Annotated in this window: 20 protein-coding genes; 16 read left to right on the top strand and 4 right to left on the bottom strand. The window is 63.9% G+C overall.

Translation table 11 applies throughout. The annotated features are described in order from the left end of the window. Window position 1 precedes the first annotated feature (1 nt). The 3 genes from NMG80_RS12950 to NMG80_RS12940 form a co-directional block, all read right to left on the bottom strand. Window positions 2–700, bottom strand: a complete 699-nt coding sequence (locus tag NMG80_RS12950; protein WP_254018459.1) for an SDR family NAD(P)-dependent oxidoreductase — start codon at window positions 698–700, stop codon at window positions 2–4. Continuing rightward, window positions 697–1,182: a MarR family winged helix-turn-helix transcriptional regulator gene (locus tag NMG80_RS12945; RefSeq protein WP_254018458.1), complete on the bottom strand. Its 486-nt coding sequence runs from the start codon at window positions 1,180–1,182 to the stop codon at window positions 697–699. Before NMG80_RS12945 ends, NMG80_RS12950 begins: the two co-directional genes overlap by 4 nt. A 193-nt stretch (window positions 1,183–1,375) precedes the next feature. Beyond that, window positions 1,376–3,019 (bottom strand): ABC transporter ATP-binding protein, encoded by a 1,644-nt coding sequence (locus NMG80_RS12940; RefSeq protein ID WP_254018457.1) that lies wholly within the window; start codon window positions 3,017–3,019, stop codon window positions 1,376–1,378. A gap of 1,753 nt (window positions 3,020–4,772) precedes the next feature. On the opposite strand from NMG80_RS12940, the gene NMG80_RS12935 reads away from it, so the two are divergent. The 13 genes from NMG80_RS12935 (at window position 4,773) to NMG80_RS12875 (ending at window position 20,042) form a co-directional block, all read left to right on the top strand. Further along, window positions 4,773–5,726 (top strand): Bug family tripartite tricarboxylate transporter substrate binding protein, encoded by a 954-nt coding sequence (locus NMG80_RS12935; protein ID WP_254018456.1) that lies wholly within the window; start codon window positions 4,773–4,775, stop codon window positions 5,724–5,726. A 76-nt stretch (window positions 5,727–5,802) separates the two neighbouring features. Continuing rightward, window positions 5,803–6,321, top strand: a complete 519-nt coding sequence (locus tag NMG80_RS12930) for a tripartite tricarboxylate transporter TctB family protein (RefSeq protein ID WP_254018455.1) — start codon at window positions 5,803–5,805, stop codon at window positions 6,319–6,321. A 24-nt stretch (window positions 6,322–6,345) separates the two neighbouring features. Beyond that, complete coding sequence (locus NMG80_RS12925) at window positions 6,346–7,830, top strand: tripartite tricarboxylate transporter permease (protein WP_254018454.1); 1,485 nt, start codon at window positions 6,346–6,348, stop codon at window positions 7,828–7,830. A gap of 35 nt (window positions 7,831–7,865) precedes the next feature. Continuing rightward, a complete protein-coding gene (locus NMG80_RS12920) occupies window positions 7,866–9,245 on the top strand; it encodes an MmgE/PrpD family protein (RefSeq protein ID WP_254018453.1) in 1,380 nt (459 codons plus the stop codon). Then, window positions 9,242–9,988 (top strand): SDR family NAD(P)-dependent oxidoreductase, encoded by a 747-nt coding sequence (locus tag NMG80_RS12915; protein ID WP_254018452.1) that lies wholly within the window; start codon window positions 9,242–9,244, stop codon window positions 9,986–9,988. Before NMG80_RS12920 ends, NMG80_RS12915 begins: the two co-directional genes overlap by 4 nt. Window positions 9,989–9,992: 4 nt before the next feature. Further along, entirely contained in the window at window positions 9,993–11,045 is a 1,053-nt protein-coding gene (locus NMG80_RS12910) for an AbrB family transcriptional regulator (RefSeq protein ID WP_254018451.1), read from the top strand. Window positions 11,046–11,142: 97 nt separating this feature from the next. Then, window positions 11,143–12,210, top strand: coding sequence for an ABC transporter ATP-binding protein (locus NMG80_RS12905; protein WP_254018450.1), 1,068 nt, complete (start codon window positions 11,143–11,145; stop codon window positions 12,208–12,210). A gap of 13 nt (window positions 12,211–12,223) precedes the next feature. Further along, complete coding sequence (locus tag NMG80_RS12900; protein ID WP_254018449.1) at window positions 12,224–13,270, top strand: extracellular solute-binding protein; 1,047 nt, start codon at window positions 12,224–12,226, stop codon at window positions 13,268–13,270. A gap of 6 nt (window positions 13,271–13,276) precedes the next feature. After that, entirely contained in the window at window positions 13,277–14,995 is a 1,719-nt protein-coding gene (locus tag NMG80_RS12895) for an ABC transporter permease (RefSeq protein WP_254018448.1), read from the top strand. A gap of 155 nt (window positions 14,996–15,150) precedes the next feature. After that, entirely contained in the window at window positions 15,151–15,906 is a 756-nt protein-coding gene (locus NMG80_RS12890; protein ID WP_254018447.1) for an FCD domain-containing protein, read from the top strand. 128 nt (window positions 15,907–16,034) lie between these two features. Further along, window positions 16,035–17,450 (top strand): MmgE/PrpD family protein, encoded by a 1,416-nt coding sequence (locus NMG80_RS12885; protein WP_254018446.1) that lies wholly within the window; start codon window positions 16,035–16,037, stop codon window positions 17,448–17,450. A 141-nt stretch (window positions 17,451–17,591) separates the two neighbouring features. Further along, complete coding sequence (locus tag NMG80_RS12880; RefSeq protein WP_254018445.1) at window positions 17,592–18,941, top strand: MmgE/PrpD family protein; 1,350 nt, start codon at window positions 17,592–17,594, stop codon at window positions 18,939–18,941. 12 nt (window positions 18,942–18,953) lie between these two features. Beyond that, entirely contained in the window at window positions 18,954–20,042 is a 1,089-nt protein-coding gene (locus NMG80_RS12875; RefSeq protein ID WP_254018444.1) for an isocitrate/isopropylmalate dehydrogenase family protein, read from the top strand. Between the two features lie 14 nt (window positions 20,043–20,056). Here the strand turns inward: NMG80_RS12875 and NMG80_RS12870 are convergent, their stop codons facing one another. Continuing rightward, entirely contained in the window at window positions 20,057–20,983 is a 927-nt protein-coding gene (locus tag NMG80_RS12870; RefSeq protein WP_254018443.1) for an alpha/beta fold hydrolase, read from the bottom strand. A gap of 193 nt (window positions 20,984–21,176) precedes the next feature. On the opposite strand from NMG80_RS12870, the gene NMG80_RS12865 reads away from it, so the two are divergent. From NMG80_RS12865 to NMG80_RS12855, 3 genes are read left to right on the top strand one after another with little or no spacing between them, the layout of a single operon-like run. Next, a complete protein-coding gene (locus tag NMG80_RS12865) occupies window positions 21,177–22,253 on the top strand; it encodes a tartrate dehydrogenase (RefSeq protein ID WP_254018442.1) in 1,077 nt (358 codons plus the stop codon). A 14-nt stretch (window positions 22,254–22,267) separates the two neighbouring features. Beyond that, on the top strand, window positions 22,268–23,371 hold the full coding sequence (locus tag NMG80_RS12860) for a tartrate dehydrogenase (protein ID WP_254018441.1): 1,104 nt from the start codon (window positions 22,268–22,270) through the stop codon (window positions 23,369–23,371). Beyond that, a complete protein-coding gene (locus tag NMG80_RS12855) occupies window positions 23,368–24,393 on the top strand; it encodes a PdxA family dehydrogenase (RefSeq protein WP_254018440.1) in 1,026 nt (341 codons plus the stop codon). The genes NMG80_RS12860 and NMG80_RS12855 overlap by 4 nt, the downstream gene beginning before the upstream one ends. Window positions 24,394–24,851: the final 458 nt, after the last annotated feature.

The following is a 24,851-nucleotide window of genomic DNA, read 5'->3' as shown; positions in this document are numbered from 1 at the left end:
GTCAGTAGAATTCTTCCAGTTGGCAATTCAGGGTGAACTCGGCGACGCTCGCTTCGTTGGGCAGATCGACGAGCATGGCGATGATGCGCGCGAGATCGGCCGGGTCGGTCATGTCGGCCGAGGCGCGCGCCTCGAGCGCGCGGGCCATATCGGTATCGACCAGGCCAGGACAGACCGCGGTGGCGCGGATGCCGACATCGAATCCCGCATGGCGGATGCCATGGGCAAGCGCAACGGCCGCGAATTTCGTCATCGAATAGAGGCCGGCGCCCGCGTGCTTGACCCGTTTGCCCGACAGCGAGCCGAGGATGATCACCCTGCCGCGCCCGCTCGCCGTGAGCGCGTTCCACGCCGCCTTGGCTAGCCGGCGCGGCGCTTTGCAATTGATCTCGAGAAGCCGGTCCAGTTCGTCGTCATCGGCCTCGATCACCGTACTGGTGCTGCAAATGCCTGCACTGGCGACAATGGCGTCGATCCGGCCGAAGCGTGCCGTCGCCGCCGTCACCCATCCGGTCTCGAGATCGCCGCCGGCAGCGTCATAGGCATGGATGTGGACCGAGGCGGGATCGGCCCATTCGGGCAGCCGGGGGTCGCGCATGCCGAGCGACAGGCGCCAGCCCTGCCGTGCCAACTCCCGAGCGGTCGCCGCGCCGATGCCGCGGCTCGCTCCGGAGACCAGCGCGACCCGGGTCCCTGTCACGGCAGGCCCACGATACGCCGATAGGCGCGCTTGAGGATGTCCATCAGCTGCTGCTGTTCCTCGGGGGAGATGAATTTGAAGAAGTCCCTGGACTGTTCCGTCACCAGCGGGCGGATTCGCGCGGCGAGCGCGGCGCCCTTCTCGGTGATGTAGAGTTCCTGCACGCGGCTGTCGGTCGAGGACTGCCGTCGCGTGATCAGGCCATGATCTTCCATCTGCTCCATCAGCCGGCCGGTGGCGGAGCGGTCGCGCAGGATCAGTTCGGCAATGATTGAGGGACGGATGCCGGGATGGCTGTCGACCAGCAGCAATGTGGTGATCTTGCCGGTGCCCTTGGCCACGTCGAGGCCTTCGAGCTTGTCATCGAGGTCGCGCGACACCGCGATGTTCATCGTGCGGATATAAAAGCTCAGCGTGTCCTCGAGCACGTCCAACGTGACTTCGGTGATCGACGTCGGCGGCGTTTTCGACCGTGCGTCCACGCGTACTCTCGCTCCGCTTCCACGGCTTCACCGATCGCGAAGCGCAACAGACGCTCCCCAACCCGGCGGAACCGGTCGTCAGGACATTTCCAAGTTAGAACCTAATCAAATGCCAGATAGTGGACATTTGCAACTATATTTCGCGGCGGGGCGGAAGATCCCATAGTCGGCTCCTTTTGCGATGCCGCTGGCCTCAGGCTGCTCTCTCCCAGTCCGCGCCAGGAATGGCCGCCACGAGCCGTTTGGTGTAGTCGTTCTGCGGATCGCGGAACACCTGTACCGGTGTACCGGTCTCGACCACGCGGCCCTTATACATGACCGCGATTTCGTCGCAGATCTGGCTAGCGACGCGCAGATCGTGGGTGATGAACATCATCGCCACATTGGTGTCGCGCTGGATCTCGGTGAGCAGCTGCACGATCTGCGCCTGGATGGAGACGTCGAGCGCCGAGACCGCCTCGTCGGCCACCAGCAGCAGCGGGTCGAACATCAGTGCGCGCGCGATGCCGATGCGCTGCCGCTGTCCGCCGGAAAATTCGTGCGGAAAGCGATCATAGGCGCCGCGGTCGAGCCGCACCGTCCCGAGGAGGCGCAGCGCCTTGCTGCGCGCCTCCGCCGCCGCCATGCCATGCGCGACTGGACCGACCGTCAAGATCCGACCCACGGTATGGCGCGGGTTGAGCGAGGCGAACGGATCTTGGAATATCATCTGGATCAACGGACGCAGCGGGCGGAACGCCGCAGCCGACATTGCCGCGATGTCGCGCCCGTCGAACATGATGCGTCCGCTGTCGGGTTCCGCGAGCTTGAGCAGGACCCTTCCCAGCGACGACTTTCCGGAGCCGGATTCGCCGACGATCCCCAGCGTCTGGCCTTTGCGGATCGAGAAGCTGACATCGTTGACCGCATGCACGATACGCGCCTTGGTGAAGAAGCTGCCCTGCCCGCCATAGATTTTGTTGAGCTTGTCGACCTCGATCACCATCGGCTGCGCCGCGTGTTTCTCGCGCTCTAGCGAGCGCACGCGCGGCACGGCCGCGATCAACCGTTGCGTATAGGGATGGCTGGGACGGTTGAGCACGTCGGCGGTCAGGCCCTGTTCGACCAGCTTGCCCTTCTCCATGACGACAACACGGTCGGCGATCTCGGAGACGACGCCGAAATCATGGGTGATGAACATCACGCTCATGCCCTTGCGGCGCTGGATCTTGCGGATCAACTCGAGGATCTGCGCCTGCGTCGTGACGTCCAACGCCGTTGTCGGCTCGTCGGCAATCAGCACATCGGGATCGAGCGCCAGCGCCATCGCGATCATCACGCGCTGTCGCTGTCCGCCGGAAAGACGGAATGGATACTGGTGTTGCATCAGCGGCGGTTCGGGCAGGCCGACCTCTTCCAGCAATTCCAGCACCCGGAGCGCGCGGCTGTCGCGGTCGCCGACATTGTGCGCGCGCATGACCTCGACAATCTGGGCGCCGACCGTCATCAAAGGATTGAGCGCGGAGAGCGGGTCCTGGAAGATGATCGATACCGCGCGGCCGCGAAGCCCGCGCAGCGTCGTTTCGGTGGCGCCGGTGATCTCCTGGCCCTTGAACAGGATTTTGCCCGACGTGACGCGGATGGTCGAGGGCAATAGTCCCATCACCGCGTTCGCCGTCACCGACTTGCCGGAACCGGATTCGCCGATAATGCAAAGAATCTCGCCAGCGTGCAGTTTAAACGATACGTCTTCGACCGCGAACGCTCGCTCCATGTTGCTCGGCAGGCTCACCGTCAATCGTTCGACCGCCAGCAGAGGCTCGCCGCCGCGTTCGGCACCCTTCGTGCTGTTCGCCATGTCGGCACTCCCTTCGCACCAGGTTTGCGGCTGCAAGTAAACGACGTCAGCACGAGCGTAGCGGAGATAGTGGATAACGACAACTATCTCGGTTGTGCTCGGACGCAAAGAGGAGTTGGCCGCCATTCGACGGCTTGGACGACTCTCCGACTTGGCCAAACCTGCTCGGCGCCACGCTGTCGACGCTTGGCGCTTCTACGTCGGCTGCGCGAGCCTGCGTGGACTGCACCGAAGACCGAGGTACGGCCTGGCAATCATAACCACCGCAACACTTGATTTCATCTGTGGATCAATCTTGTCTTGGTACCAATCATGGGCGTTAGCGTATGTGGCGGCGGCGATGCACATTGCTGTGAAAATGAACCTTCGCATGGCATTCCTCAAGTATTCAGCATGCGCTGCTCACGACGGCTATGCTCATTGAGTCAAGCGCGACGATCTGATTACTCATCTGGAATCAAGGGTCCGACCATTTCGTTTGTCCTGGCCGGTTAGGGCGGCGCGAACGCAGGACGCCTGGAGCCTTGTCTAGACTTTGCCGACCTGCTTATGGCCTCGCGAGTGGCCTTAGTGTCGGGCTTGGAATGGCGATCGCGGGTTAGGTCCTGATGCGGCAACATGCTTAAGATGAAAATTCCCAAGGCCGCGACTGCAACGGCGAGCAAGATCGCGGCTAGGCGCATTCGCTTCGCCAAGTCCGTCGACGACGCCGGGACGCTGTTGCAGCGTCATAGGCGCTGTAAAGGTGCCGGCCTTCCTCCCATAGCGCTCGCTGTTCGGATAAGCCTTCTTGGGCTTTGCTCTTGGGCGGAGAAAACTCATTCGGCTCGCACTCGCGTCATCGTGTATTAGGATCAGCTTGTATTTCACCTGAAGCGGGATCATCATGCAAGCCGTTACGTGGCGTTAAGGAGCAGAGCATCATGGAATTCGCAAGCTGCTATGACCAGAGCGGGACCATTCGTGCGTGGTCGATCTTCCTTACAGTCACGGCGGTTTTCATAGTTTTGGCCGCAGGCGCCGCTGTACGGTCGATTGCGATGTCAGTCGCCAGTTCTGTCGAACAGCTTCAGACCGCGTAGAGCCCCGCGCGAGCCGGACTCTCGCCCGCAATAGAAGCATTCTCTCCTCGGGAGAGAGGGGCGTGGGCAAAGGCCACTGTTCTCAAGGCGCCGATCAGGCTAACCGGTGGCGAAAGGGCCGGCAGAAGAGTGCCGTCACGGCTTCTGCCGCGCCCGCACTTGGGACTACTCTTCCTCGGCGTGGGCACGCTTGCCGCATAATCACTCAATTCGTGATGGAACGCACAGCCCAGGCAAACTGGACGCCACGGCGGACAATGAGGTTCACGGATATGCCGGCGAACATCCGCAAAGGAGCGGCCAACATCGTCGGCCGAAGAGCGTCCGAAAGGGTCCGTGATAAACTAGCGTAGCGCCCTCCCCTCGCCTAGGCCTGCAAAGCCCTCATCGTAGATTCGGCGGCATCAAGCTGGAGCTAGCGGTTGCGCCTTTTAGGGACAATCACACCGATTCTCTAGAGCGGACGCCCAAAACTGACCTCCCGAAGCTCAAGCCGCAACTTGTCGGCCGGTTTCTGAGACGTTTGGAAATGTGCTCTCTACGACTGGATTGTCAACACTTGACAGTTTACACTAGCGGATGCAGTGTTAACTTCGATGCTTCCGGACGGGTGTGGAGACCGTCGATCGGCATGCGTCAGCTCAACGAACGATTGGGAACGGGAGGAGTGCATGAGAGGATTTTTTGTCATTGCGGGCGCCTTGGCGGTCGGCATTGCCGCGTTCGCGCCGCCGGCAACGGCGCAGGATTATCCGAAGGACACGGTGACGCTGGTTACGCACTCCAGCGTCGGCGGCGGTAGCGACGTTTTCCTGCGCGAACTGTCGAAATATCTTGGTCCGGCTTTGGGCGCCAATGTCATCGTCGAGAACGTCACCGGCGGTTCGGGCGCCAACGCCATGGCGCGGCTTGCCTCGGCGCCTCCGGACGGGTCGATCTTCTACGCCACGACGCCGACCTTCATCTATACCTCGCTGCTGAGCAATCCCGAAGCGACCTACAAGGATCTCGAGCCGCTGGTGAACGTCTTCACCGATCCCGAGGTGATCTATACCGCCGAGGGAAGCCCGTACAAGACGTTGCAGGACGTCATCGACCACGCCAAGACGGCGCAAGGGACATGGGGCGCGGCCAATCCCGCATCGCTGGAGCGCCAGCTTCTGGAGCGCCTGAAGAAGGCGGCCGGCGTAAACGCCGCGGTCGTCACGCATGAAGGCGGCGGCGACATGATGATCAACGTGCTCAACGGCACACTCGATATTGGCGTCGGCGAGGTCCAGGAAGTGAAATCGCAGCTCGAGGCCAAGCAGATCCGCATCCTGGCGACGTTCAGCGCCGAGAAGCTCGACACCCTGCCCGACGTTCCCACCGTCAAATCGCTCGGCTACGACATAGTCGCGCGAAAATTCCGCGGGCTCGCGGGTCCCAAGGGCCTGCCGGCCGATGTCATCGCCGCCTGGGAGAAGGCGATCCCCGCAGTTCTCGCCAACCCCGAATACAAAGCAGTCTATACGGCAGCCGATCTTCGGCCTGACTTTATTCCCCATGCCGAATATGGCCCGTTCATCGAATCCTTCGTGGCGGAGACCGAGGCCTTCCTGAAGGAAACAGGCGTGATCCAGTAGGGTCGGCATGCAAAACTGGTTCCCGCGGGCCAAGGTCCGCGGGCCTGCTTTTTTTCCGGATTTGCGGAGTTCTTAGATGACGCGTGAACTGATGGGCGGGCTTCTCGCCATCCTGCTCGGCGGCGGCTATTTCGCCATGGCCTTGCAGATCCGGGCGAGCGCACTCGCCGATACCGTCGGACCGGCCGGACTGCCGAAAGTCCTCGCGCTGTTGATGATTTTCCTTGGGCTCGTCCTCTCGGCGCAGGCCCTTCTGTCGGGGCGTAGGAAATCCCGACCGGCGGCAGAACCAGCGTCGGCGGCGGATGCGGATGCAGACGCAGACCCGGGCGACGAAATCCAAGGCGGGCTTGCCGGACTGGCCCGTGCGGGTGGACTGCTCGCGATCGGCATCGGCTATCTGCTGATTGTTCGGACGGTCGGATACGTTCCCGCCATCGCGGCCCTCATCGTCGCCGCGACGCTCTACGGCGGTGCGGCGCTGTCGTGGCGAGTGTTTGCCATCGGGATTGCGGGAGCGGTCTTGTACTATACGCTCTTCGTCCTCATGCTCGGCATTCCGCTGCCGGCCGGCCACCTCATTTCGCTGTTCTAGGGGCCTGCCGCCATGGACGTCCTTATGCAATCAGCCGAAATACTGGTCACGACGCCGGCGATCCTGATGGCCTGCATCGGCGTCGCCTGGGGCATTCTCGGCGGCGCCCTTCCGGGAATCTCGCCCTCGATCACCATGGCGCTATTGCTGCCCTTCACCTACACGCTGGAACCGACATCGGCACTCATCCTTCTCGCGTCGAGCTATGTCGGCGCCGAATATGGCGGCTCTATCCCGGCCATCCTCATCCGCACGCCCGGCACCAACGCCGCGGCCGCGACCGTGATCGACGGCTACGAGATGAACCGCCAGGGCAAGGCCGGGCTGGCGCTCGGCATCTCGCTCTATTCCGGCGTGATCGGCAGCCTGTTCGGGCTTTTGATGCTGGTCGTGCTCAGCGAACCCTTGTCGCGCGTCGCGCTGTCGTTTCGTCCGCCATCCTATTTCGCGCTCGGCATACTCGGCCTCAGCGTCATCGTCACGCTGTCGGGCGGCTCGCTGGTCAAGGCGATGATCGCCGGCATCTTCGGCCTCATGGTCGCAACGGTCGGCACGGATCCGGTCACCGGAGGAAACCGCTTCACTTTCGGCACGGCCGACCTCCTCGGCGGGATTGAACCAGTCCTGATCATGGTCGGCCTCTTTGCGGTCAGCGAACTCCTCGTCCAGGCAACGCAGAAGGACACGACGATCCGCGTCGAGAGCACAGCCAGGATCGAGTTCCCCGGCTGGAAACTCGCGCGGCGGCTTCTGCCGGCGCAGATGATCGGCAATGTGGTCGGCACCTTCGAGGGCGTCATGCCAGGCGCCGGCGGCACGGTCGCCTCGTTCATCGCCTACAACGAGGCGAAACGCTGGTCGCGTCACAAGGACGAATTCGGCAAGGGTTCGCCGGAAGGCATCGCCGCGCCGGAAACCGCCAACAACACCGTGTCGGCGACGGCGATCATTCCGCTGCTTGCTTTCGGTATTCCGGGCTCGAACTCGACCGCGGTCCTTCTCGGCGGCTTCCTGATACACGGCATCACCGTCGGCCCGATGATCTTCGTGAAATCCGCGGATGTCGTCCACGGGCTCTATGGCGGCCTCTTCGTCGCCTCGATCGCGCAGCTCATCATCGGCATCATGATGATGGCGCCGTGCATCTGGCTGGTGAACCGCCCGCGCGCCTATCTCAACGCCTTCATCTTCGCGCTGATCTTCTCGGGCGTCTTCTCGATCCACCAGAGCCTGTTCGATCTCAGCCTGGTGCTTGGCGCCGGCGTTGTCGGCTTCTTCATGCGCATGCTGAAGATTCCCTTCCTGCCAACGGTGCTCGGCCTAGTGCTCGGCTATCTCGTCGAAAGCAACTACCGCCGCGCGCTGGTGATTTCGGGGGGCGACCATTCGATCTTCCTGACCGATCCGATCTCGCTCGGCCTTCTCGTCGTCGCGGCGCTGTTCATCGCCGGCTCGCTCGGAAGAACCCTCCTCGAAACAATGAAATCCCGGCGGACCGCCTTGAATTGAAGGGGCAGCCCGACTTGAATCGACTGGAGAACGGCATGAACGATGCGACGCTTTCGGAGCGGCTGGCAGAATGGGGGGCGGCGCTGCGCCCGCGCGACATCCCGGACAGCATGGCCGCTAAGGCCGAGGCCATTCTGGTCGATGTCGTCGGCCTGTGCCTGGCGGCCCGCAACACCGACTATATCGGCAGTATTCTCACTGCCGCCGAACCTGGCCGTCATGTCGCGATCGGCCATGCGGCGCGGCTGACGGCGGCGGACGCCGCCCTCGTCAACGGCACGGCGGCGCATGGCGAGGATTTTGACGATACGTTCGAGGGCGGCCCGGTGCATTCCGGCGCGGTCGTCGTGCCGGCGGTCCTCGCTGTCGCCGAGCGCGAAAGCCTTTCCGGCGAGCGCGTCATGCTCGGTATCTCGGCAGGCACGGAGCTCCTGTGCCGGCTGGGCCTAGTCGCGCCGAAGGCCATCCACAAGGCCGGCTTCCACCCGACGGCCGTTCTGGGATCGCTTGCCGCCGCGTTTGCCGTCGGCGTGGCGATCGGCGCGGACGCCAAGGCGTTGAAGGAGACGCTGGGGATCGCCGGTTCCACCGCTTCGGGCATCATCGAATATCTCGGCGACGGCAGTTCCACTAAGCGCATGCATGCCGGCTGGGCGGCGCAGTCCGGTATGCGCGCAGCATTGATGGGCTTCGCCGGTTTTGTTGGCCCGCGCGCGGTTCTGGAGGGCGAGCACGGTTTCTTCAGGGCATTCGCGCCTTCGGTGACGCCTATGTTCGACAGGCTGTTCGACGATCTCGGGCGGCGCTGGATCGCCGAGACGATCAGCTTCAAGCCCTATCCCTGCGGCACGATGGTCCAGCCCTATATCGACTGCGCCCGCCGGCTGCGCGACGAAGGCGTCCCGGGGGACGAGATCGTCGCGATCCACTGCGCGACCTCCGACGGCTATGTCCATCGCCTGTGGGAGCCGCTCGAAATGAAGCGCAATCCGCCGACGGATTATGCGGCGAAATTCAGCATCCCCTTCGGCGTCGCGCTCGGGCTGGAGCGCGGCCATGCCGGGCTCGCCGATTTTTCCGACGCGTCGATCAGGGACGAGGCGCTGCTGCGGCTAAGCCGGCTGGTCACCTACGAGATCGACCCGGACGATCCATACCCGGCTCGCTTCACCGGCCATGTCAGGGTGGAGACCCGGGACGGTCGGGTTTTTGAAGCGAGCCAGGATCATATGCGCGGCGGCGTGGATGCGCCTTTGACGCGCGACGAGGTCGATCAAAAATTCCTGGCCAATGCCAGATATGGCGGGATCGAAAATCCCGAGAAATTGCTCGCGCTGTGCGGCGAGCTCCTGAAGGGCGATGCCGCCGCCTCGGTGATCGTCGGTCTAGCGGCGGACAAGGAGAGACCGAGATGAACATGCGTGAACTCGACGGCCGCGTCGCCCTCGTCACCGGCGCGTCGCGCAATATCGGGCGGGCGATCGCCGAAGCGCTCGGCACCGGCGGCGCCAGCGTGCTGGTCCATGCGCACCGCGACCGTGACGGCGCCGAGGAGACGGCGCGCCGCGTCGAGGCCGCCGGTGGAAAGGCAGCGGTCGCGCTCGGCGACCTCGTCGATCCGGTCGTGCCCGCGCTGATCGTCGAGAGCGCGATTTCGGCCTTCGGCAAGCTCGACATCCTCGTCGCCAATGCCGCGATACGGCCGGAAGGCACGATCGACAGCCTGACCTACGAGGATTGGCGCGGCGTCATGGCGCTCTGCCTCGACAGCGTCTTCCTGCTCGGCAAGGCGGCGCTGACGCCGCTGCGCGACAGCGACCAGGCGGCGATCGTGATGATCGGCGGGCTGACGGGACATAGCGGAGCGAAAGATCGCGTCCATGTCATCACTGCGAAAGCCGGGCTTGCCGGGCTGACCAAGGCGCTCGCCCACGATCTCGGCGAGGACGGGATCACGGTCAACTGCGTGGCGCCCGGGCTTATCGAAACCAGGCGCACCGGCGAGGAGCCGAAGCATTATGCCAGCCGCACCAACGTGCTTGGGCGGCGCGGCACGCCGGAAGAAGTCGCGGCGATGGTGCGGACGCTGTGCGGGCCGACGACGCGCTATGTCACGGGACAGACGGTTCACGTGAATGGTGGCGCGCTGATGGTCTGATCGGGTGGCGCGTGTTCGGCCCTGGCTGCTGACGGCGGCGACGCTTGGCGCGGCGGTCGCCGGCGCGCTGCTGTTTCGCTGGTTGCATCTGCCACTGGCGGCGATCCTCGGCTCGCTGTGCGGCTCGACGATCATCGCCAATCTCTTCGGCGAAATGGGTGGCGGGCGCAAGCTCAGGCGCGGCGGCCAGCTCTTCGTCGGCGCTTCGGTCGGGGCCGTCCTCACGCCCGATGTTCTCGCCGAGCTTACGCAGCTTTTTCCGCTGATGTTCGGCGTTGCCGTCGCTTCCAATCTCTTCGGCCTCTTGCTCGCGTTTCCGGTGGCGAAGATTGCCGGGGTCGACCGGCTGACGGCGGTGCTCGCCTCGCTTCCGGCGGGCATGGCGGAGATGGCAACGCTGGCGCATGATCTCAAAGCCGACGAACAGGCCGTCGCGATTATCCACACGCTCCGCGTGGTGCTGGTGCTGCTGCTCATTCCGCTTTGGCTCGGCTTGGTGGCGAAAGCCAGCGCTCCGCCGCAGCCGCTCTACGGCATGGATGGATTTGGCGAGATCCTCGTGCTTGTCATCGCCGCGGCGATCGTTGCCGCGGTGGCGACGCGCCTCGGCGTCCTCAACGCCTGGATCATCGCGCCGATGCTCTCAAGCCTCGTGGTCGTGGCGGCGGGGCATCCGCTGCCTCCCGTGCCGCCAATCGTCTTTCTCGCCGCGCAAATCACCATTGGCGCCTCGCTCGGCCTGCGTTTCCGGGTCGACCGGCTTGCCCGGTTCCCGAGAGTGGCGCTGGCGGGCTGCTTTTCGGGATTGCTGCTGATCGGCGCGGCCTTCCTGGTGCTTGCGCCGATCGTCGAGCTGTCAGGGCAGCTCGATCATCTGTCGGCAATCCTTGCCGTCGCCCCCGGCGGGCTCGGCGAGATGATCGCCTCGGCAGGCGCGCTCGGCCTGCTCGCGGCCACCGTCGCCGGCTTTCAATTGTCGCGCTCGGTCCTCACCAATCTCCTGGCGCCGCCGCTCATACGCTGGCTCATCGGCAGGCGCGGAAACAGCAAACAGTAATCTGTTGACAATCTGCAATTTGCCTCATACGGTTTCTCAAGAAGCTAAAACGGCGGGACGGCGCAGACCGAAATCCGCGAAACACCCGGGAGGTGGAATGTCGTTCCTGGAATTGGACGGCCTGACGAAGAGCTACGGCTCCCAGACGGTCGTCAAAGGCGTGAATCTGTCGGTCGACAAGGGCAAGCTCGTCTGCCTGCTTGGGCCTTCGGGCTGCGGCAAGACGACGACGCTGCGGCTGGTCGCGGGCTTCGTGCCGGCCAATGCCGGAGAGATCCGCGTCGGCGGACAGACGATGTCGTCGGCGCAGTCGACAGTGCCGCCGGAAGGCCGGAACATGTCGATGATCTTCCAGAGCTACGCGCTCTGGCCGCACATGACGGTGTTCCAAAACGTCGCATACGGCCTGAAGCTGCGCAACCTGCCACAGGCCGAGATTGCATCGCGCGCCCGCACCATTCTCGCCGCGACCCGGCTTCTGCCGCTCGAAAGCCGCTATCCCGGCGAACTGTCCGGCGGGCAGCAGCAGCGCGTGTCGCTGGCCCGCGCTCTCGTCATAAAACCCGAGATACTGCTGCTCGACGAGCCGCTGTCGAACCTCGACGCCAATCTCCGCGAAGAGATGCGTTTCGAGATCCGCAGGCTTCACGACGAGTTCCGCTACACCACGGTCTATGTGACGCACGACCAGGTCGAGGCCATGACGACCGCCGACATCATCGTTGTCATGAATGACGGGCGCATCGAACAGGCCGGATCGCCGGAGGACATATACGAGCGGCCGGAGACCGAGTTCGTCGCCCGCTTCATCGGCGGCACCAACATACTGACGGGAACGCGGGGCGACGGCGATGTTGTCGTTCATGAGGGCGGTCTCGTCCTTCGCTGCGGCAGCGGCAGCGTCGCCAGTTCGGGGAACACGGCGGTCTCGATCCGCCACCATGATATCCAACTCTCGCCGACCAGGCCGGCTGGCGCCGACACCAACGTGGCGGCCGGAACGGTCACGCGGCAGATCTATCTCGGCTCGCACCGGGACTATCTCGTCTTACTCACTGGCGGAGAAACGGTGCGTACGGTCGCCCCGGTCAACGTCGCGATCCCGGTTGGCCAACAAGTATGGCTGCAATTTCCGCCAGAGAGTTGCCGGGCGCTCGCGCAATAGGAGGAAGCAAAGCATGTGGACGAAAATATTTTCCGCCGGGCTGCTGGCTGCGGGGATGACGGCCTCATCCGCCGCCATGGCCGAAGCGCCGGCTCCATACCAGATAACACCGGAACTCGAGGCGGCTGCCAAGGCGGAAGGCAAGGTCGTTTTCTACACGGCGACCGACGTCACGGTCGCCGAGAAGCTCGCCGAACTTTTCAAGACCAAGTACCCCGAGATCGCCGTCCAGGTCGAGCGCGCCGGATCGGAGCGCGTGTTCCAGCGCATCGGCCAGGAGTATTCGACCGGCATCTACAGCGTCGACGTTATCGAGACCTCCGACGCCGTCCACTTCCAGTATTTCAAGCGTGAGGGCTGGCTGGAACCGATGGTGCCGCAGGAAGTGGCCGACAAATGGCCGGCCGACGAGCGTGACCCGGACGGCAATTTCGCCGCCTACCGGGCGCACCTTTCCGTCATGGCTTACAGGACCGATCTGATAAACGAAGCGGAAGCGCCGAAAACGTGGAAGGATCTTCTCGACCCGCGCTTCAAGGACAAGATGGTCAAGGCGCATCCGGGCTATAGCGGCACCGTGATGACCGCCACCTTCGTGCTCAGCGAACTGCTCGGCTGGGACTATTTCGAAAAGCTCGGCGCCCAGAACGTCATGCAGGTCCAGTCCTCCACCGAGCCGCCGAAGAAGCTCGCCCAAGGCGAGCGCGCTCTCGAGGTCGACGGCAACGAATACAATATTTTCCGCCTGCTGGACGAGGGCGTGCCGGTCAAGATCGTCTATCCGGCCGAAGGCACGCCGCTCGCGGTCGGCAACGCCGCCGTCCTCAAGCAGGCGCCCAATCCGAATGCCGCGAAACTGTTTTACGCCTTCCTGTTCTCGCTCGAGGCGCAGCAGCTCAACAGCGATTTCGGCGGCCTGAGGTCGTTCCATCCGGACGTCAAGGAAAAGGCAGGCCGCACGCCGCTATCGCAGATCAAGCTGCTGCATTCCGATCCCGCGAAGCTCGAGCCGGTGATCCAGACGATCAAGTCGAACTACGAACAGTATTTCGGGACGTAAGACATCATGACCAGCTACGCTTGGGCTCAAGGTCGGCTTCGCGGCATCGACCTTTCATGGCCGACCTTCGCACTCCTGACCCTGGTCCTGAGCGTCCTGGTGCTCCTGCCATTGTTCTGGCTCGTCTATTACAGCTTCCGCAACGATGCCGGCGGCGGGGCGACCCTCGACAATTTCATCGCGCTCGTCGCCGACCCCACGCTGCTCAGGGCCTATGGCCTTGCCATCGGCATGGCGCTCGGCGTCGGCGCCCTCGCGTGCGTGATCGCGACGCCCATGGCCTGGCTCGTCTCCAGAACGGACCTTCCGGGGCGGCGCATCATCCGCGTCCTGGTGACCGCCTCCTTCGTCACGCCGCCCTTCCTCGGGGCGATCGCCTACGAGATCATCGCGGCGCCCAACAGCGGCATCGTCAACATCCTCTACCGCAAGCTGTTCGGCCTCGATTCCTCGCAGTATCTCGTCAACATCTACACCTTCACTGGCCTTATCTTCGCCATTGCCTGCTTCACCTTTCCCTATGTCTTCACGCTCGTCGCCAATGCGCTCGACAAGGTGCCGTCCGATCTCGAGGACGCGTCTGCCATACTCGGCGGCAAGTCGATGACGACCTTGCGCAAGGTGACGATCCCGCTGGTGCTGCCGGCGATGCTCGCCGGCACGCTGATCGCCATTCTCCAGGCGTTGACCATGTTCGGCTCGCCGGCGATCCTCGCTCTGCCGGCCGGATTCCACGTCATCACCACGAAAATCTGGAGCTTGTTCCAGTTTCCCCCGAGGCTTGGCCTCGCTGCGGCCGCTGCCCTGCCGCTCCTGGTCATTACGGTCATTCTGCTGCGCGCGCAAAAATCGATCCTCGGCCGCAAGGGTTATACGGTTCTTGGCGGCAAGAGCGGCACGCCCCGCGTCACCCAGCTCGGTCCATGGAAGTGGCTCGCCGTCGCTTTCGTCGTCACGGTGCTTTGCCTGACCGTGTTCTTTCCCTACGCCGCAATTTTGAAGACCGCCTTCACCGGCACAGTCGGCGACGCGATCAGCTTCGACACGCTGACGCTGCGCCACTGGAAATTCGTGCTGTTCGAATTCTCCGCGACGCAGCTTGCGCTGCGCAACACCTTTCTCCTCGGCTTCATGACCGCGACGGTGGTCACCGCAATCGCGCTCGTCGTCTCCTACCTCGTCATTCGCCGTTCCGTTTCGGGCTCAGGCTTCCTCGGCGTGCTGGCGACGGCGCCAGTCGCCATCCCCGGCATCGTGCTCGGCGTCGGGCTGTTTCTCAGCTACGCCAATCCGACGTTCCAGCTTTACGGCACGATCTGGATCCTGCTCATCGCCTTCATGACCATCGAGCTCCCCGCCGGATACCAGCAGATGTCCTCGGCCTTCTCCGGCGTCCATCCGGAACTGGAAGAGGCCGGCCGCATCATGGGCGCGTCGAGGCTGAGAACGCTGTGGGACATCACCGCACCGCTGCTGCGCACCAGCGTCGTCGCGGCGTGGTGCTTCGTCTTTGTCGGCACGATCCGCGAACTCTCCGCGACGATCCTGCTCACCACGGCCAACACCAAGCTGGTGTCGGTGATTATCTACGACCTCAACGAGAGCGGCGATCTCGGCGCGATCTGCGTGCTTGGCATCATCCTGCTGGCGGCGTCCTTCGCGGTCGTTTTCATCGCCAACCGGGTCCCGGTGCTCGGCGGCTCGCAGATGAACGCCCGTGGTTAGGAGCCTGGCCGAGGCGGCAAGGCGGTACGGGATGCCGGTTGGCGGCCAGCATCGCCAACCGCCACAATTGCTGCTAAACGGGGCCGGGGAGGCAGACCGGTCCGAAGTGGCCATGCCGGCATCCCTTTTCGTTGGAACCTTGTGATGGCTCACTCATGTCCGATCTGTTGAATCAGCCGAACCTCTCCGCGATCGACTTCCTTCGCACGCGATCGCTTGCCAATGTGGTGCAGGCCGAGATCGAGCGGATGATCATCGACGGCGAGCTGAAGCCGAACGAGCGGGTGAACGAGAACGCGCTGTCGCAGCGCCTCGGCGTCAGCCGCGGACCCATTCGCGAAGCATGCAGCGCGCTGTCGGCGATGGGGCTGATCGAGATCATTCCCAATCGCGGCTTTTTCATCCGCGCCCTTTCCAACGACGAAGCCCAGGACCTGTCGGAAGCCCGCGCCGGCGTCTTCGGCTGCATGGCGATGATGCTCGCCGAGCGCGTCACCGACCCCCAGATCGCCATCCTGCGCGCGCTGCTCCAGCGCATGGATGAGATCGTCAAGCTCGGCGACGTCCATGTTTACTATCCGGTCAATCTGGAATTCCACAAGCAGATCGCGCAAATGGCCGGCAACAAGCGGCTGGAACTGATCTATCAGAGTTTTGTGCGCGAGCTTCACATCCAGCGCTACCGCGCACTCGCCAGCCGCGACGTCCTGCATATCTCGAATGCCGAACACCGCGAGATCGTCGACGCGCTGGAGGCGCGCGAGCCCGTCCGGGCTCTGATCGCCGCGCGCACCCACATCCTCAACGGCATCGTGCGCACTCGCAAGGCCGGCCAACCTGGTGAGACGGCAGCCGCCGCGTCCAAAACACAGCGCAAGCCGCGCGTGGCCGGGCAAACCACCGAGAAGTGACGATGTGATCATCGCCTTGTGGGCAGTCGCTTTTTGCCCTGATAAACTGTTGACAATTGACAGTTGACGCTTCAGGGTCGGCCGGAAATTCTTTCGCAAGAAAAAGCCGTGATCGAACGAGGATTGACATGAACCAGAACAAAGCACTCGATGTCCCGCTAACGAAATACGTCGCCGATTTCATCGTCGGGGCGACGGTCGACGACCTCTCCGCCGAAGTCGTCGAACTTGGCAAGAAATCGATCCTCGACGGTTTTGGCCTGGCGCTGTCCGGCTCGGTCGCCAAGAGCGGCGAGCTGGTGCGCAGGCATCTCGACGATCTCGGTCTCGCCGAGGGTACCGCGACGGTCATCGGCGGCGGACGCAAGGTCGCGCCCCGCTTTGCCGCATTCGCCAACGGTGTCGGCATCCATGCCGACGATTACGACGACACGCAGCTCGCCGTCGCCAAGGACCGCGTCTATGGCCTGCTGACGCATCCGACCGCTCCGGCGTTGCCCGCAGCGTTGGCGATTTCCGAACTGGTCAAGGCGTCGGGCCGGGATTTCATGCTGGCCTACCATCTCGGCGTCGAGGTCGAGTGCAAGATCGCCGAGGCGATCGCGCCGCGCCACTACCAGACCGGGTTCCATGCGACGGCGACCTGCGGCACCTTCGCGGCGGCGGCGGCGAGCGCCAAGCTGATGGGCTTCGATGTCGCGACGACCCAGCGCGCCCTTTCGATCGCTGGCAGCCAGTCGGCGGGCCTGCGCGAGAATTTCGGCACCATGACCAAGCCGTTCCATGCCGGCCGCTCGTCGGAGAGCGGCGTCGCGGCGGCGCAGTTCGCTTCCTATGGCTGGACCGCCGCCGGAAGCATTCTCGAAGCGCCGCGCGGCTTCTTCGCCGCCGCCGGCGGCGGCTACGACCAGAGCGCCATCTTCGGCAAGCTCGGCGCGCCGTGGACCTTTGCCAGCCCCGGCGTCTCGATCAAGCCGCATCCGTCGGGCTCGCTGACCCATCCCGGCATGACCGAGATGCTGCGCCTGATCCGGAAGCACGGCATCCGCGCAAATGACGTGAAGCGCGTCCGCGTCGGCACCAACTCCAACATGCCGAACGCGCTGATCCACCACCGGCCGAAGGACGAGCTCCAGGCGAAATTCTCGATGGAATTCTGTATGGCGATCCTGCTTCTCGACGGCCGCGCCGGCCTTAACGAGTTCACCGACACCGCCGTCGAGCGCGAGGACGTTAAGGCGATGATCGAGAAGGTCGATTTCGTGGTCGACGACGAGGCGGAGGCCGCCGGCTATCATTTGATGACGACGCTGATCGACATCGAACTCGCCGACGGCCGCAAGATCTCCGGACGCGCCGATTTCGGCAAGGGCAGCCCGGCCTTCCCGATGAGCTATGACGAGGTCGCCGACAAATTCCGCGAGAACGCGGAATTCGCCGGCATGGCGCAGAGCAAGGCGAACGAGATCGTAGAACTGGTGCGTGGCCTGGAACGCTTGGCCTCGCTCGACAGCTTAACCGCCCGCCTGATCTCCGCCGCCTGAACCGGCGAACGGAGCAGCGATGCCGGGCGAGATACTTCGTCGCTTCGGCCAGCGGTCTGCCGCGACCCTCTTCGAAACCCTTCGCGCCGTTTGAACGGCGCCCGCGACTGAATCCCTGCCCAATCGAAAGACAGTAAGACGATGAACGACACCGGGATCACCAAACGACTGGCCGACTGGGCCGTGGATCTCCGCGCCGACGAGATTCCCGCCGATGTTCGCGCCGAAGGTGTCAGGACCTTCGTCAACTGGCTCGGCTGCGCCGTTGGTGGCGCACGTCACGAGACCGTCGATCGCGCGCTCGACGCGATGCGGATGTTTTCCGGCCCCGAGCGGGCGCAGGTGATCGGCCGCACCGAGCGGCTCGACGAACTCCACGCCGCGCTAGTCAACGGCATTTCCTCGCATGTGCTCGACTACGACGACACCCATCTGAAGACGATAATCCATCCCGCCGGCCCAGTCGCATCGGCAATCCTTGCGGTGGCGGAAAGCCTGGCGATCAGCGGCCGCGACTTCCTGACGGCGCTGATCGTCGGCGTCGAGGTCGAGTGCCGCATCGGCAACTGCGTCTATCCCGACCACTACGATCGCGGCTGGCACATCACCGGCACGGCGGGCGTGTTCGGCGCTGCCGCAGCGACTGGCAAGCTCATCGGCCTGACGCGCCAGCAGATGGTCTGGGCTTTCGGCATCGCGGCGACGCAGTCGTCGGGCTTGCGCGAAATGTTCGGCACGATGTGCAAGAGTTTTCATCCCGGCCGCGCCGCGCAGAACGGCGCCATGGCGGCCTTCCTCGCCAAGGCGAATTTCGACAGTTCGGACCGCGCCATCGAAGCGCCGCGCGGCTTTGCCAACGTGCTTTCCACCAAGCAGGACTATTCCGAGATCATCGGTGGCCTCGGGACGCGCTGGGAGGCCGGCCTCAACACCTACAAGCCCTATGCCTGCGGCATCGTCATCCATCCCACTATCGACGGCTGCCAGCAGTTGCGCGAAAGACTGGGTGACAGGGTTTCCGCGATCGTTGCCGTCGAATTGCGCACGCATCCGCTGGTGCTGGAACTCACCGGCAAGAGGACGCCGAAGACCGGGCTGGAGGGTAAGTTCAGCGTCTTTCATGCCGCCGCGACGGCGCTCCTGCGCAGCGACGGCTCGCCGACGGCGTTCACCGACGGGGCCGTGCGCGATCCCGCCATCATGGCGCTGCGCGACAAGGTGACGGCGACGAGCGACACGAGCGTTGACGAAGACGCGGTGCACATCGCCGTCACGCTCGAGGACGGAGAACGGATCAGCCTCCATGTCCCGCATGCGATCGGCAGCCTGGAACGGCCGCTCTCCAACGTGGCGATCGGCGAAAAATTCATCAGCCAGTCGATCCCGGTGATCGGCGAGAAGGCCGCCCGCGACCTCCTCGCCAGGGGCTGGGCGCTCGAAACGGCGGTGGACGTCGCGCAGATTGCACGCGCCGGCGCGGCCCGCGTCTGAAAGGACACTACCATGCAAAGCCATCTCGTTATCGGGATCCTGAACGGCGACGATATCGGCCACGAGATCGTGCCGGCGGCGGTCGAGGTGACCCGCGCCGCCGCCGCAAAGACGGGCCTGCGCATCGACTGGCGGCCCATGCCGATCGGCCGCACCGCGCTCGACACGCATGGCTCGACCTTGCCGGACGGCACGATGGAGGCGCTGTCGAAGATGGACGGCTTCATCCTCGGCCCGATCGGCCATCAGGCCTACCCAAAAGTTCCCGGCGCGATCAATCCGCATCCGATCATGCGCAAGCGCTTCGACCTCTTCGCCAATATCCGTCCGACGCGCTCCTATCCCGGCCTCGGCGCGATCCATGACGGCGTCGATTTGGTCATCGTGCGCGAGAACAATGAGGGCTTTCAGCCCGACCGCAACGTCGTCGCCGGTTCAGGCGAGTTCCGACCGACGGAGGATGTGACGATCTCGGTCCGCGTCATCACCCGCGCCGGGTCGTCGCGCGTCGCTCGCGCCGCCTTCGAGATCGCGCGGCAGCGCAAGAAGCGCCTGACAGTGGTCCACAAGAACACCGTCTTCAAGCTCGGCTGCGGCATGTTCGTCGAGGAATGCTACCGAATCGCCAAGGAATTCCCGGATGTGACGGTGGACGAAGTGATCGTCGACACGATGGCGATGCGGCTCATTCGCGATCCGCAGAGTTTTGATGTTGTCGTCACCACAAACATGTTCGGCGACATCCTGACCGACGAGGCGGCGGGCCTCGTCGGCGGCCTCGGCATGGCGCCAGGCCTGTGCATCGGAGAAGGCAATCTGGCGATGGCGCAGGCGACGCACGGCTCGGCTCCCGACATCGCTGGCAAGGGCATCGCCAATCCGTTCGCGATGATCGAATCTGCCCGCATGATGATCGAGTGGCTCGGCCACAACCGTAAGATAGCGGAGGCCGTTGAGGCGTCGGCGATCATGGAAGCCGCCATCACCGCCGCACTCGCCGATCCCGCCACCCGCACCCGCGACATCAGGGGAATCGCCGGCACCGCCGAAATGACCCGCGGCATCCTCGCCGCGATCGAATCCGGCGTTTCTGCCGCTTGAAGCCGGGCGATCCGTCAGCCGGCTAACGAGCTGGGTTCGTGCCCGTTGAAAAATTGCCAGAACGCCTCGTAGATGATGTCCGGCCGCTGCTCGGCCGGATAGTGGCCGGTCGGCACGGCCCAGCCGCGAAGGTCCGGGGCCCAGGGCTCCCACGCTTCGAGCGGGGCGAAATGCCGGCCGCAATGGCTGTTCGAACCCCAGAGAACGAGCACCGGACACGCAATCGTCCGCTTGCCGAAATCCGCCGTGTCCATTGCCAGGTCGACGCCGACGGTGGCGCGATAATCCTCGCAGACGGCGTGGATCTGCTCGGGCGTCGTGCAGCGCTTGTATTCGGCCATCGCCTGCGGGCTGAAGATTTCCAGCCCGACGCCCTTCTTGTTCAGCTTGTAGTCGATGTAATAGTCGAGGTCCGCCGTCAGCAGCTTTTCCGGGAACGGCGCTTTCTGGGCCATGAAGAACCAGTGATAGGCTTCGAGCCCCCAGCCGAGCGTGACGCTGGTCAGCGCATGATGGGTCGGCACTATGTCGAGAGCGGCCATGCGCTCGATCCGCCCGGGAAAATCCAGCGCCATGCGGAACGCCACCCGCGCGCCGCGATCATGCCCGGCGACCTGAAACCGGTCGAAACCGAAATGCGCCATGACGGCGACATTGTCCTTGCCCATCGCCCGGAACGAATAGGCGGAATGATCCTCGCCGCCATCGGGCTTGGAACTGTCGCCGTAGCCGCGAAGGTCGGGCGCAACGACGGTGAAGCTTTCGGCGAGCGTCGGGGCGATCTTGTGCCAGCTTACATGGGTCAGCGGATTGCCGTGCAGCAGCAGGAGCGGCGGCCCTTTTCCAGCGATCGCGACGTTGATCTCGGTGCCGCCCGTACGGACGCGCTCGTAACGGAATCCCCGCATAAGGCCGGGATGGCTCTCGGGGAGCGGGGGCATTCCGGATATTTGCTGGTTCGCTTGCAACGAGATTGCATTTCTCCCTGGCTATGACATCGGAACAGGTGCGCCGGCCGAAGCGTCGCACCCATTCGGAAAAATTGTCAACAGTTTATAATTGACAATTCTTGACGTTTTCGGCATCACGAAATCGTTGCTGTGGTTTGGCGTTACCAGCGGAGGACGGGAATCGATGCGAAGCTACAGGATCGCGGCTATTCCAGGCGACGGAATCGGCAAGGAGGTGGTTGCGGCTGGCCTTCGCGTACTGGCCGTCTGCGCCGCGCGCGACGGGGGTTTCGATCTCAAGGTCCAGCATTTCGACTGGGGCTCGGACTACTACAAGGCCAACGGCACTATGATGCCCGAGGACGGGACCGAGCAACTGAAGGCCTTCAACGCGATCTATTTCGGCGCCGTGGGTGCGCCCGACGTGCCCGATCATCTGACGCTGTGGGGGCTGCGCCTTGCGATCTGCCAGCCCTTCGACCAGTACGCCAATGTCCGCCCGACGCGTATCCTGCCCGGCATCGAAAGCCCGCTCCGAGGCGTCACGCCGAGCGATCTCGACTGGGTCATCGTCCGGGAGAATTCCGAAGGCGAATATGCCGGCCAGGGCGGCCGCTCGCATCGCGGCCTGCCCGAGGAGGTCGCAACTGAAGTCTCGATCTTCACCCGCGCCGGCGTGACGCGCATCATGCGTTTCGCCTTCGAGATGGCGCGGTCGCGGCCGCGGAAACTGCTGACCGTGGTCACCAAGTCCAACGCTCAGCGTCACGGCATGGTGCTCTGGGACGATATCGCCCGCGAGGTCGCGGCCGATTTCCCCGATGTCGCCTGGGACAAGATGCTGGTCGACGCGATGACGGTCCGAATGACGCTCAATCCGCGCTCGCTCGACACGATCGTCGCGACCAATCTCCACGCCGATATCCTCTCGGACCTTGCTGCGGCGCTCGCCGGCTCGATCGGCATTGCGCCGACGGCCAATCTCAATCCCGAGAGAAATTTTCCGTCGATGTTCGAGCCGATCCACGGCTCGGCCTTCGACATTACCGGCAAAGGCATCGCCAATCCGGTCGGTACCTTCTGGTCGGCGGTGATGATGCTGGAGCATCTCGGCGAGCCCGCCGCCGCGGCGCGCCTGATGCGCGCCATCGAGCGCGTCACCGCGGATGCGTCACTGCACACGCCCGACCTCGGCGGCACGGCCACGACAGCCAGGGTCACAGAAGCGGTCTGCGCAGCGCTCCTCGGCGACAACGAGTAGAAGGGAAGCCAGAGATGACGAGCAACCGCCTGAACATCGCTGTCATCCCCGGCGACGGCATCGGCAAGGAAGTCGTACCCGAGGGCCTTCGCGTCCTAGAAGCCGCCGCCGAAAAATTCGACATCGGCCTTGCGTTCGATCACTTCGACTTCGCTTCCTGCGATTATTACGCCGAACACGGGCGAATGATGCCCGAGGACTGGAAGGCGAGGATCGGCGGGCACGATGCGATCTTCTTCGGCGCCGTCGGCTGGCCGGAAACGGTACCCGACCATGTTTCGCTGTGGGGTTCGCTTCTGCAGTTCCGGCGCGAGTTCGACCAATATGTCAATCTCCGCCCGGTGCGGCTCATGCCCGGTGTGCGCTCGCCGCTCGCCGGCCGCGAACCCGGCGACATCGATTTCTTCGTCGTGCGCGAAAACACCGAGGGCGAATATTCGTCGATCGGCGGTAAGATGTATCCGGGCACCGATCGCGAGATCGTGCTGCAGGAGACGGTGATGAGCCGCGTCGGCATCGACCGCATCCTGCGCTTCGCCTTCGGCCTCGCCCGGAGCCGCGGCAAAAAGCACCTGACGTCGGCGACGAAGTCGAACGGTATCTCGATCACCATGCCCTATTGGGATGAACGGGTGGAGGCGATGGCGAAATCCTATCCGGATGTCCGCTGGGACAAGTACCACATCGACATTCTCTGCGCGCTTTTCGTGCTGAACCCCGACCGCTTCGACGTCGTCGTCGCCTCCAATCTCTTCGGCGACATCCTGTCCGATCTTGGCCCCGCCTGCACCGGAACCATCGGCATCGCGCCGTCCGGCAACATCAATCCCGAGCGGAACTTTCCGTCTTTGTTTGAGCCGGTCCATGGCTCGGCCCCGGACATCGCCGGCAAGGGCATTGCCAATCCCGTTGGTCAGATATGGGCGGGTGCGATGATGATCGACCATCTCGGCCACGCCGATGCGGCTGCGGCGATCGTCTCGGCAATCGAGGCAGTGCTTGCCGATCCGGCGCTTCGCACCGGCGATCTCGGCGGCAGCGCCGATACCGTCACCTGCGGCAAGGCGATCGCCGAGGCGCTGCTCGCCGCATCCACGACTTCGCGGAGAATATCATGAGCCTCCCCATCATCGCTGTCACAACCGGCGACTGCACCGGCATCGGCCCCGAACAAACTGCCCGTATCCTTCATGACCGCAGGATGGCCGAAACCGCCCGGCTCGTGGTCGTCGGCGACGCCCGGGTTCTCGATCTCGGCATGCGCCAGGCCGGCGTCTCCTTCGAGTATCGGCGCTATTCCAGCCCCGCTTCGGTCGACTGGTCGGACGCAGCGATCCCTCTTATCGACCTCGGAAACACCGATCCGGCGCCTTACGCGCCCGGCGTCGCAAGTGCGGCGTCCGGCCGCCTCACCGGTGAGACGCTGTCGCGCGCGATCGATTTCGCCAAGGTCGGCGAGGTCGACGCAATCACCTTCGCGCCGCTGAACAAGCGCGCAATGTATGATGGCGGCTGGAAATTTCCCGACGAGCACAAGATGTTCGCCCACCTGCTTGGCCATCGCGGCTATTTCAGCGAGATGAACATGCTGGACAAACAGTGGATGTCGCGCGTCACCTCGCATGTCTCGCTGCGCCAAGCGGTCGAACAGATCAACCGCCCGGCGATCGAGGCGGCGATCGAACTGGCGACCACGATGATGAAGAAGGCGGGCATCGCCGCGCCTCGGCTCGCCGTCGCCGCGCTCAACCCGCATGGCGGCGAGGGCGGCCTGTTCGGCATGGAGGAGATTGAGATCATCCGCCCGGCCGTCGCGGCAATGGCGGCCAGGGGCTTCGCCTGCGAAGGTCCCTTTCCATCGGACACGGTCTATCTGAAAGCCTTCGCCGGCGACTATGACGGCGTGCTCGCAATGTATCACGACCAGGGCCAGATCGCGACGAAGATGCGCGGCTTCAACCGGGGAGTCACTGTCACGGCGGGCCTCGACACCGTCTTCACGACGCCTGCGCACGGAACGGCCTTCGACATTGTCGGCAAGGGTGTCGCCAACACCGGCGCCTTCGAAAACGCCATCGCGTTGGCCAGCCGGCTCTCGGCGTCCTGTAAGAGCGCAGACGTGGTGCTGAGTAACGCATGAGCCGATCAGCTACCGGCCTCCAGAGGAAAACAGCGGTCGTGATGGATTTTCGCTGATGGCAGTTCTGCGGGCACGAGGTGGTCAGCCGTTGTGTGTTGCGTGTCGGTTATGGCTGCGGTGACCGCCAGAAACTTTTCAACCCTCGAATCAAGTAGCTGATCTGATGGGTGCCTAACCGCGAAAATGCCTCCAGAGGACGCGACGCTCCGCTACCCTGCGAGCGCCGAGTCGAGGCCAGGAGTGATAGGACAGGTCACGAGTGCTGGTCCCAGCCAAATGTTCGTTTCCCGGCGGCGTATTTGGCTTATAAAAGGCGGCTTAGGGCGAGCCAAAACATCGGGCCTGCTGATTGAATTCCGCAATCGTCATCCTCTGTACCGCAGCCGACCGACCGCTTCAGGCCCCAATCGAGACGTTCGATACGTCGATCCCGGGCGTCAGCTTCCTCTGCCGCTACT

This window comes from Mesorhizobium escarrei (assembly GCF_935825525.1).
Classification (GTDB): domain Bacteria; phylum Pseudomonadota; class Alphaproteobacteria; order Rhizobiales; family Rhizobiaceae; genus Mesorhizobium; species Mesorhizobium escarrei.
Note: the sequence above shows the minus strand (reverse complement) of the source record. Positions and strands in the feature narration are given on the sequence as shown.

Coding starts and splice junctions, on each gene's coding strand:
- NMG80_RS12880 (WP_254018445.1), top strand. CDS start 17,592: ATGAACGACACCGGGATCACCAAACGACTGGCCGACTGGGCCGTGGAT.
- NMG80_RS12930 (WP_254018455.1), top strand. CDS start 5,803: ATGACGCGTGAACTGATGGGCGGGCTTCTCGCCATCCTGCTCGGCGGC.
- NMG80_RS12905 (WP_254018450.1), top strand. CDS start 11,143: ATGTCGTTCCTGGAATTGGACGGCCTGACGAAGAGCTACGGCTCCCAG.
- NMG80_RS12935 (WP_254018456.1), top strand. CDS start 4,773: ATGAGAGGATTTTTTGTCATTGCGGGCGCCTTGGCGGTCGGCATTGCC.
- NMG80_RS12860 (WP_254018441.1), top strand. CDS start 22,268: ATGACGAGCAACCGCCTGAACATCGCTGTCATCCCCGGCGACGGCATC.
- NMG80_RS12870 (WP_254018443.1), bottom strand. CDS start 20,983: ATGCCCCCGCTCCCCGAGAGCCATCCCGGCCTTATGCGGGGATTCCGT.
- NMG80_RS12855 (WP_254018440.1), top strand. CDS start 23,368: ATGAGCCTCCCCATCATCGCTGTCACAACCGGCGACTGCACCGGCATC.
- NMG80_RS12895 (WP_254018448.1), top strand. CDS start 13,277: ATGACCAGCTACGCTTGGGCTCAAGGTCGGCTTCGCGGCATCGACCTT.
- NMG80_RS12885 (WP_254018446.1), top strand. CDS start 16,035: ATGAACCAGAACAAAGCACTCGATGTCCCGCTAACGAAATACGTCGCC.
- NMG80_RS12940 (WP_254018457.1), bottom strand. CDS start 3,019: ATGGCGAACAGCACGAAGGGTGCCGAACGCGGCGGCGAGCCTCTGCTG.
- NMG80_RS12865 (WP_254018442.1), top strand. CDS start 21,177: ATGCGAAGCTACAGGATCGCGGCTATTCCAGGCGACGGAATCGGCAAG.
- NMG80_RS12920 (WP_254018453.1), top strand. CDS start 7,866: ATGAACGATGCGACGCTTTCGGAGCGGCTGGCAGAATGGGGGGCGGCG.
- NMG80_RS12925 (WP_254018454.1), top strand. CDS start 6,346: ATGCAATCAGCCGAAATACTGGTCACGACGCCGGCGATCCTGATGGCC.
- NMG80_RS12890 (WP_254018447.1), top strand. CDS start 15,151: ATGTCCGATCTGTTGAATCAGCCGAACCTCTCCGCGATCGACTTCCTT.
- NMG80_RS12915 (WP_254018452.1), top strand. CDS start 9,242: ATGAACATGCGTGAACTCGACGGCCGCGTCGCCCTCGTCACCGGCGCG.
- NMG80_RS12875 (WP_254018444.1), top strand. CDS start 18,954: ATGCAAAGCCATCTCGTTATCGGGATCCTGAACGGCGACGATATCGGC.
- NMG80_RS12900 (WP_254018449.1), top strand. CDS start 12,224: ATGTGGACGAAAATATTTTCCGCCGGGCTGCTGGCTGCGGGGATGACG.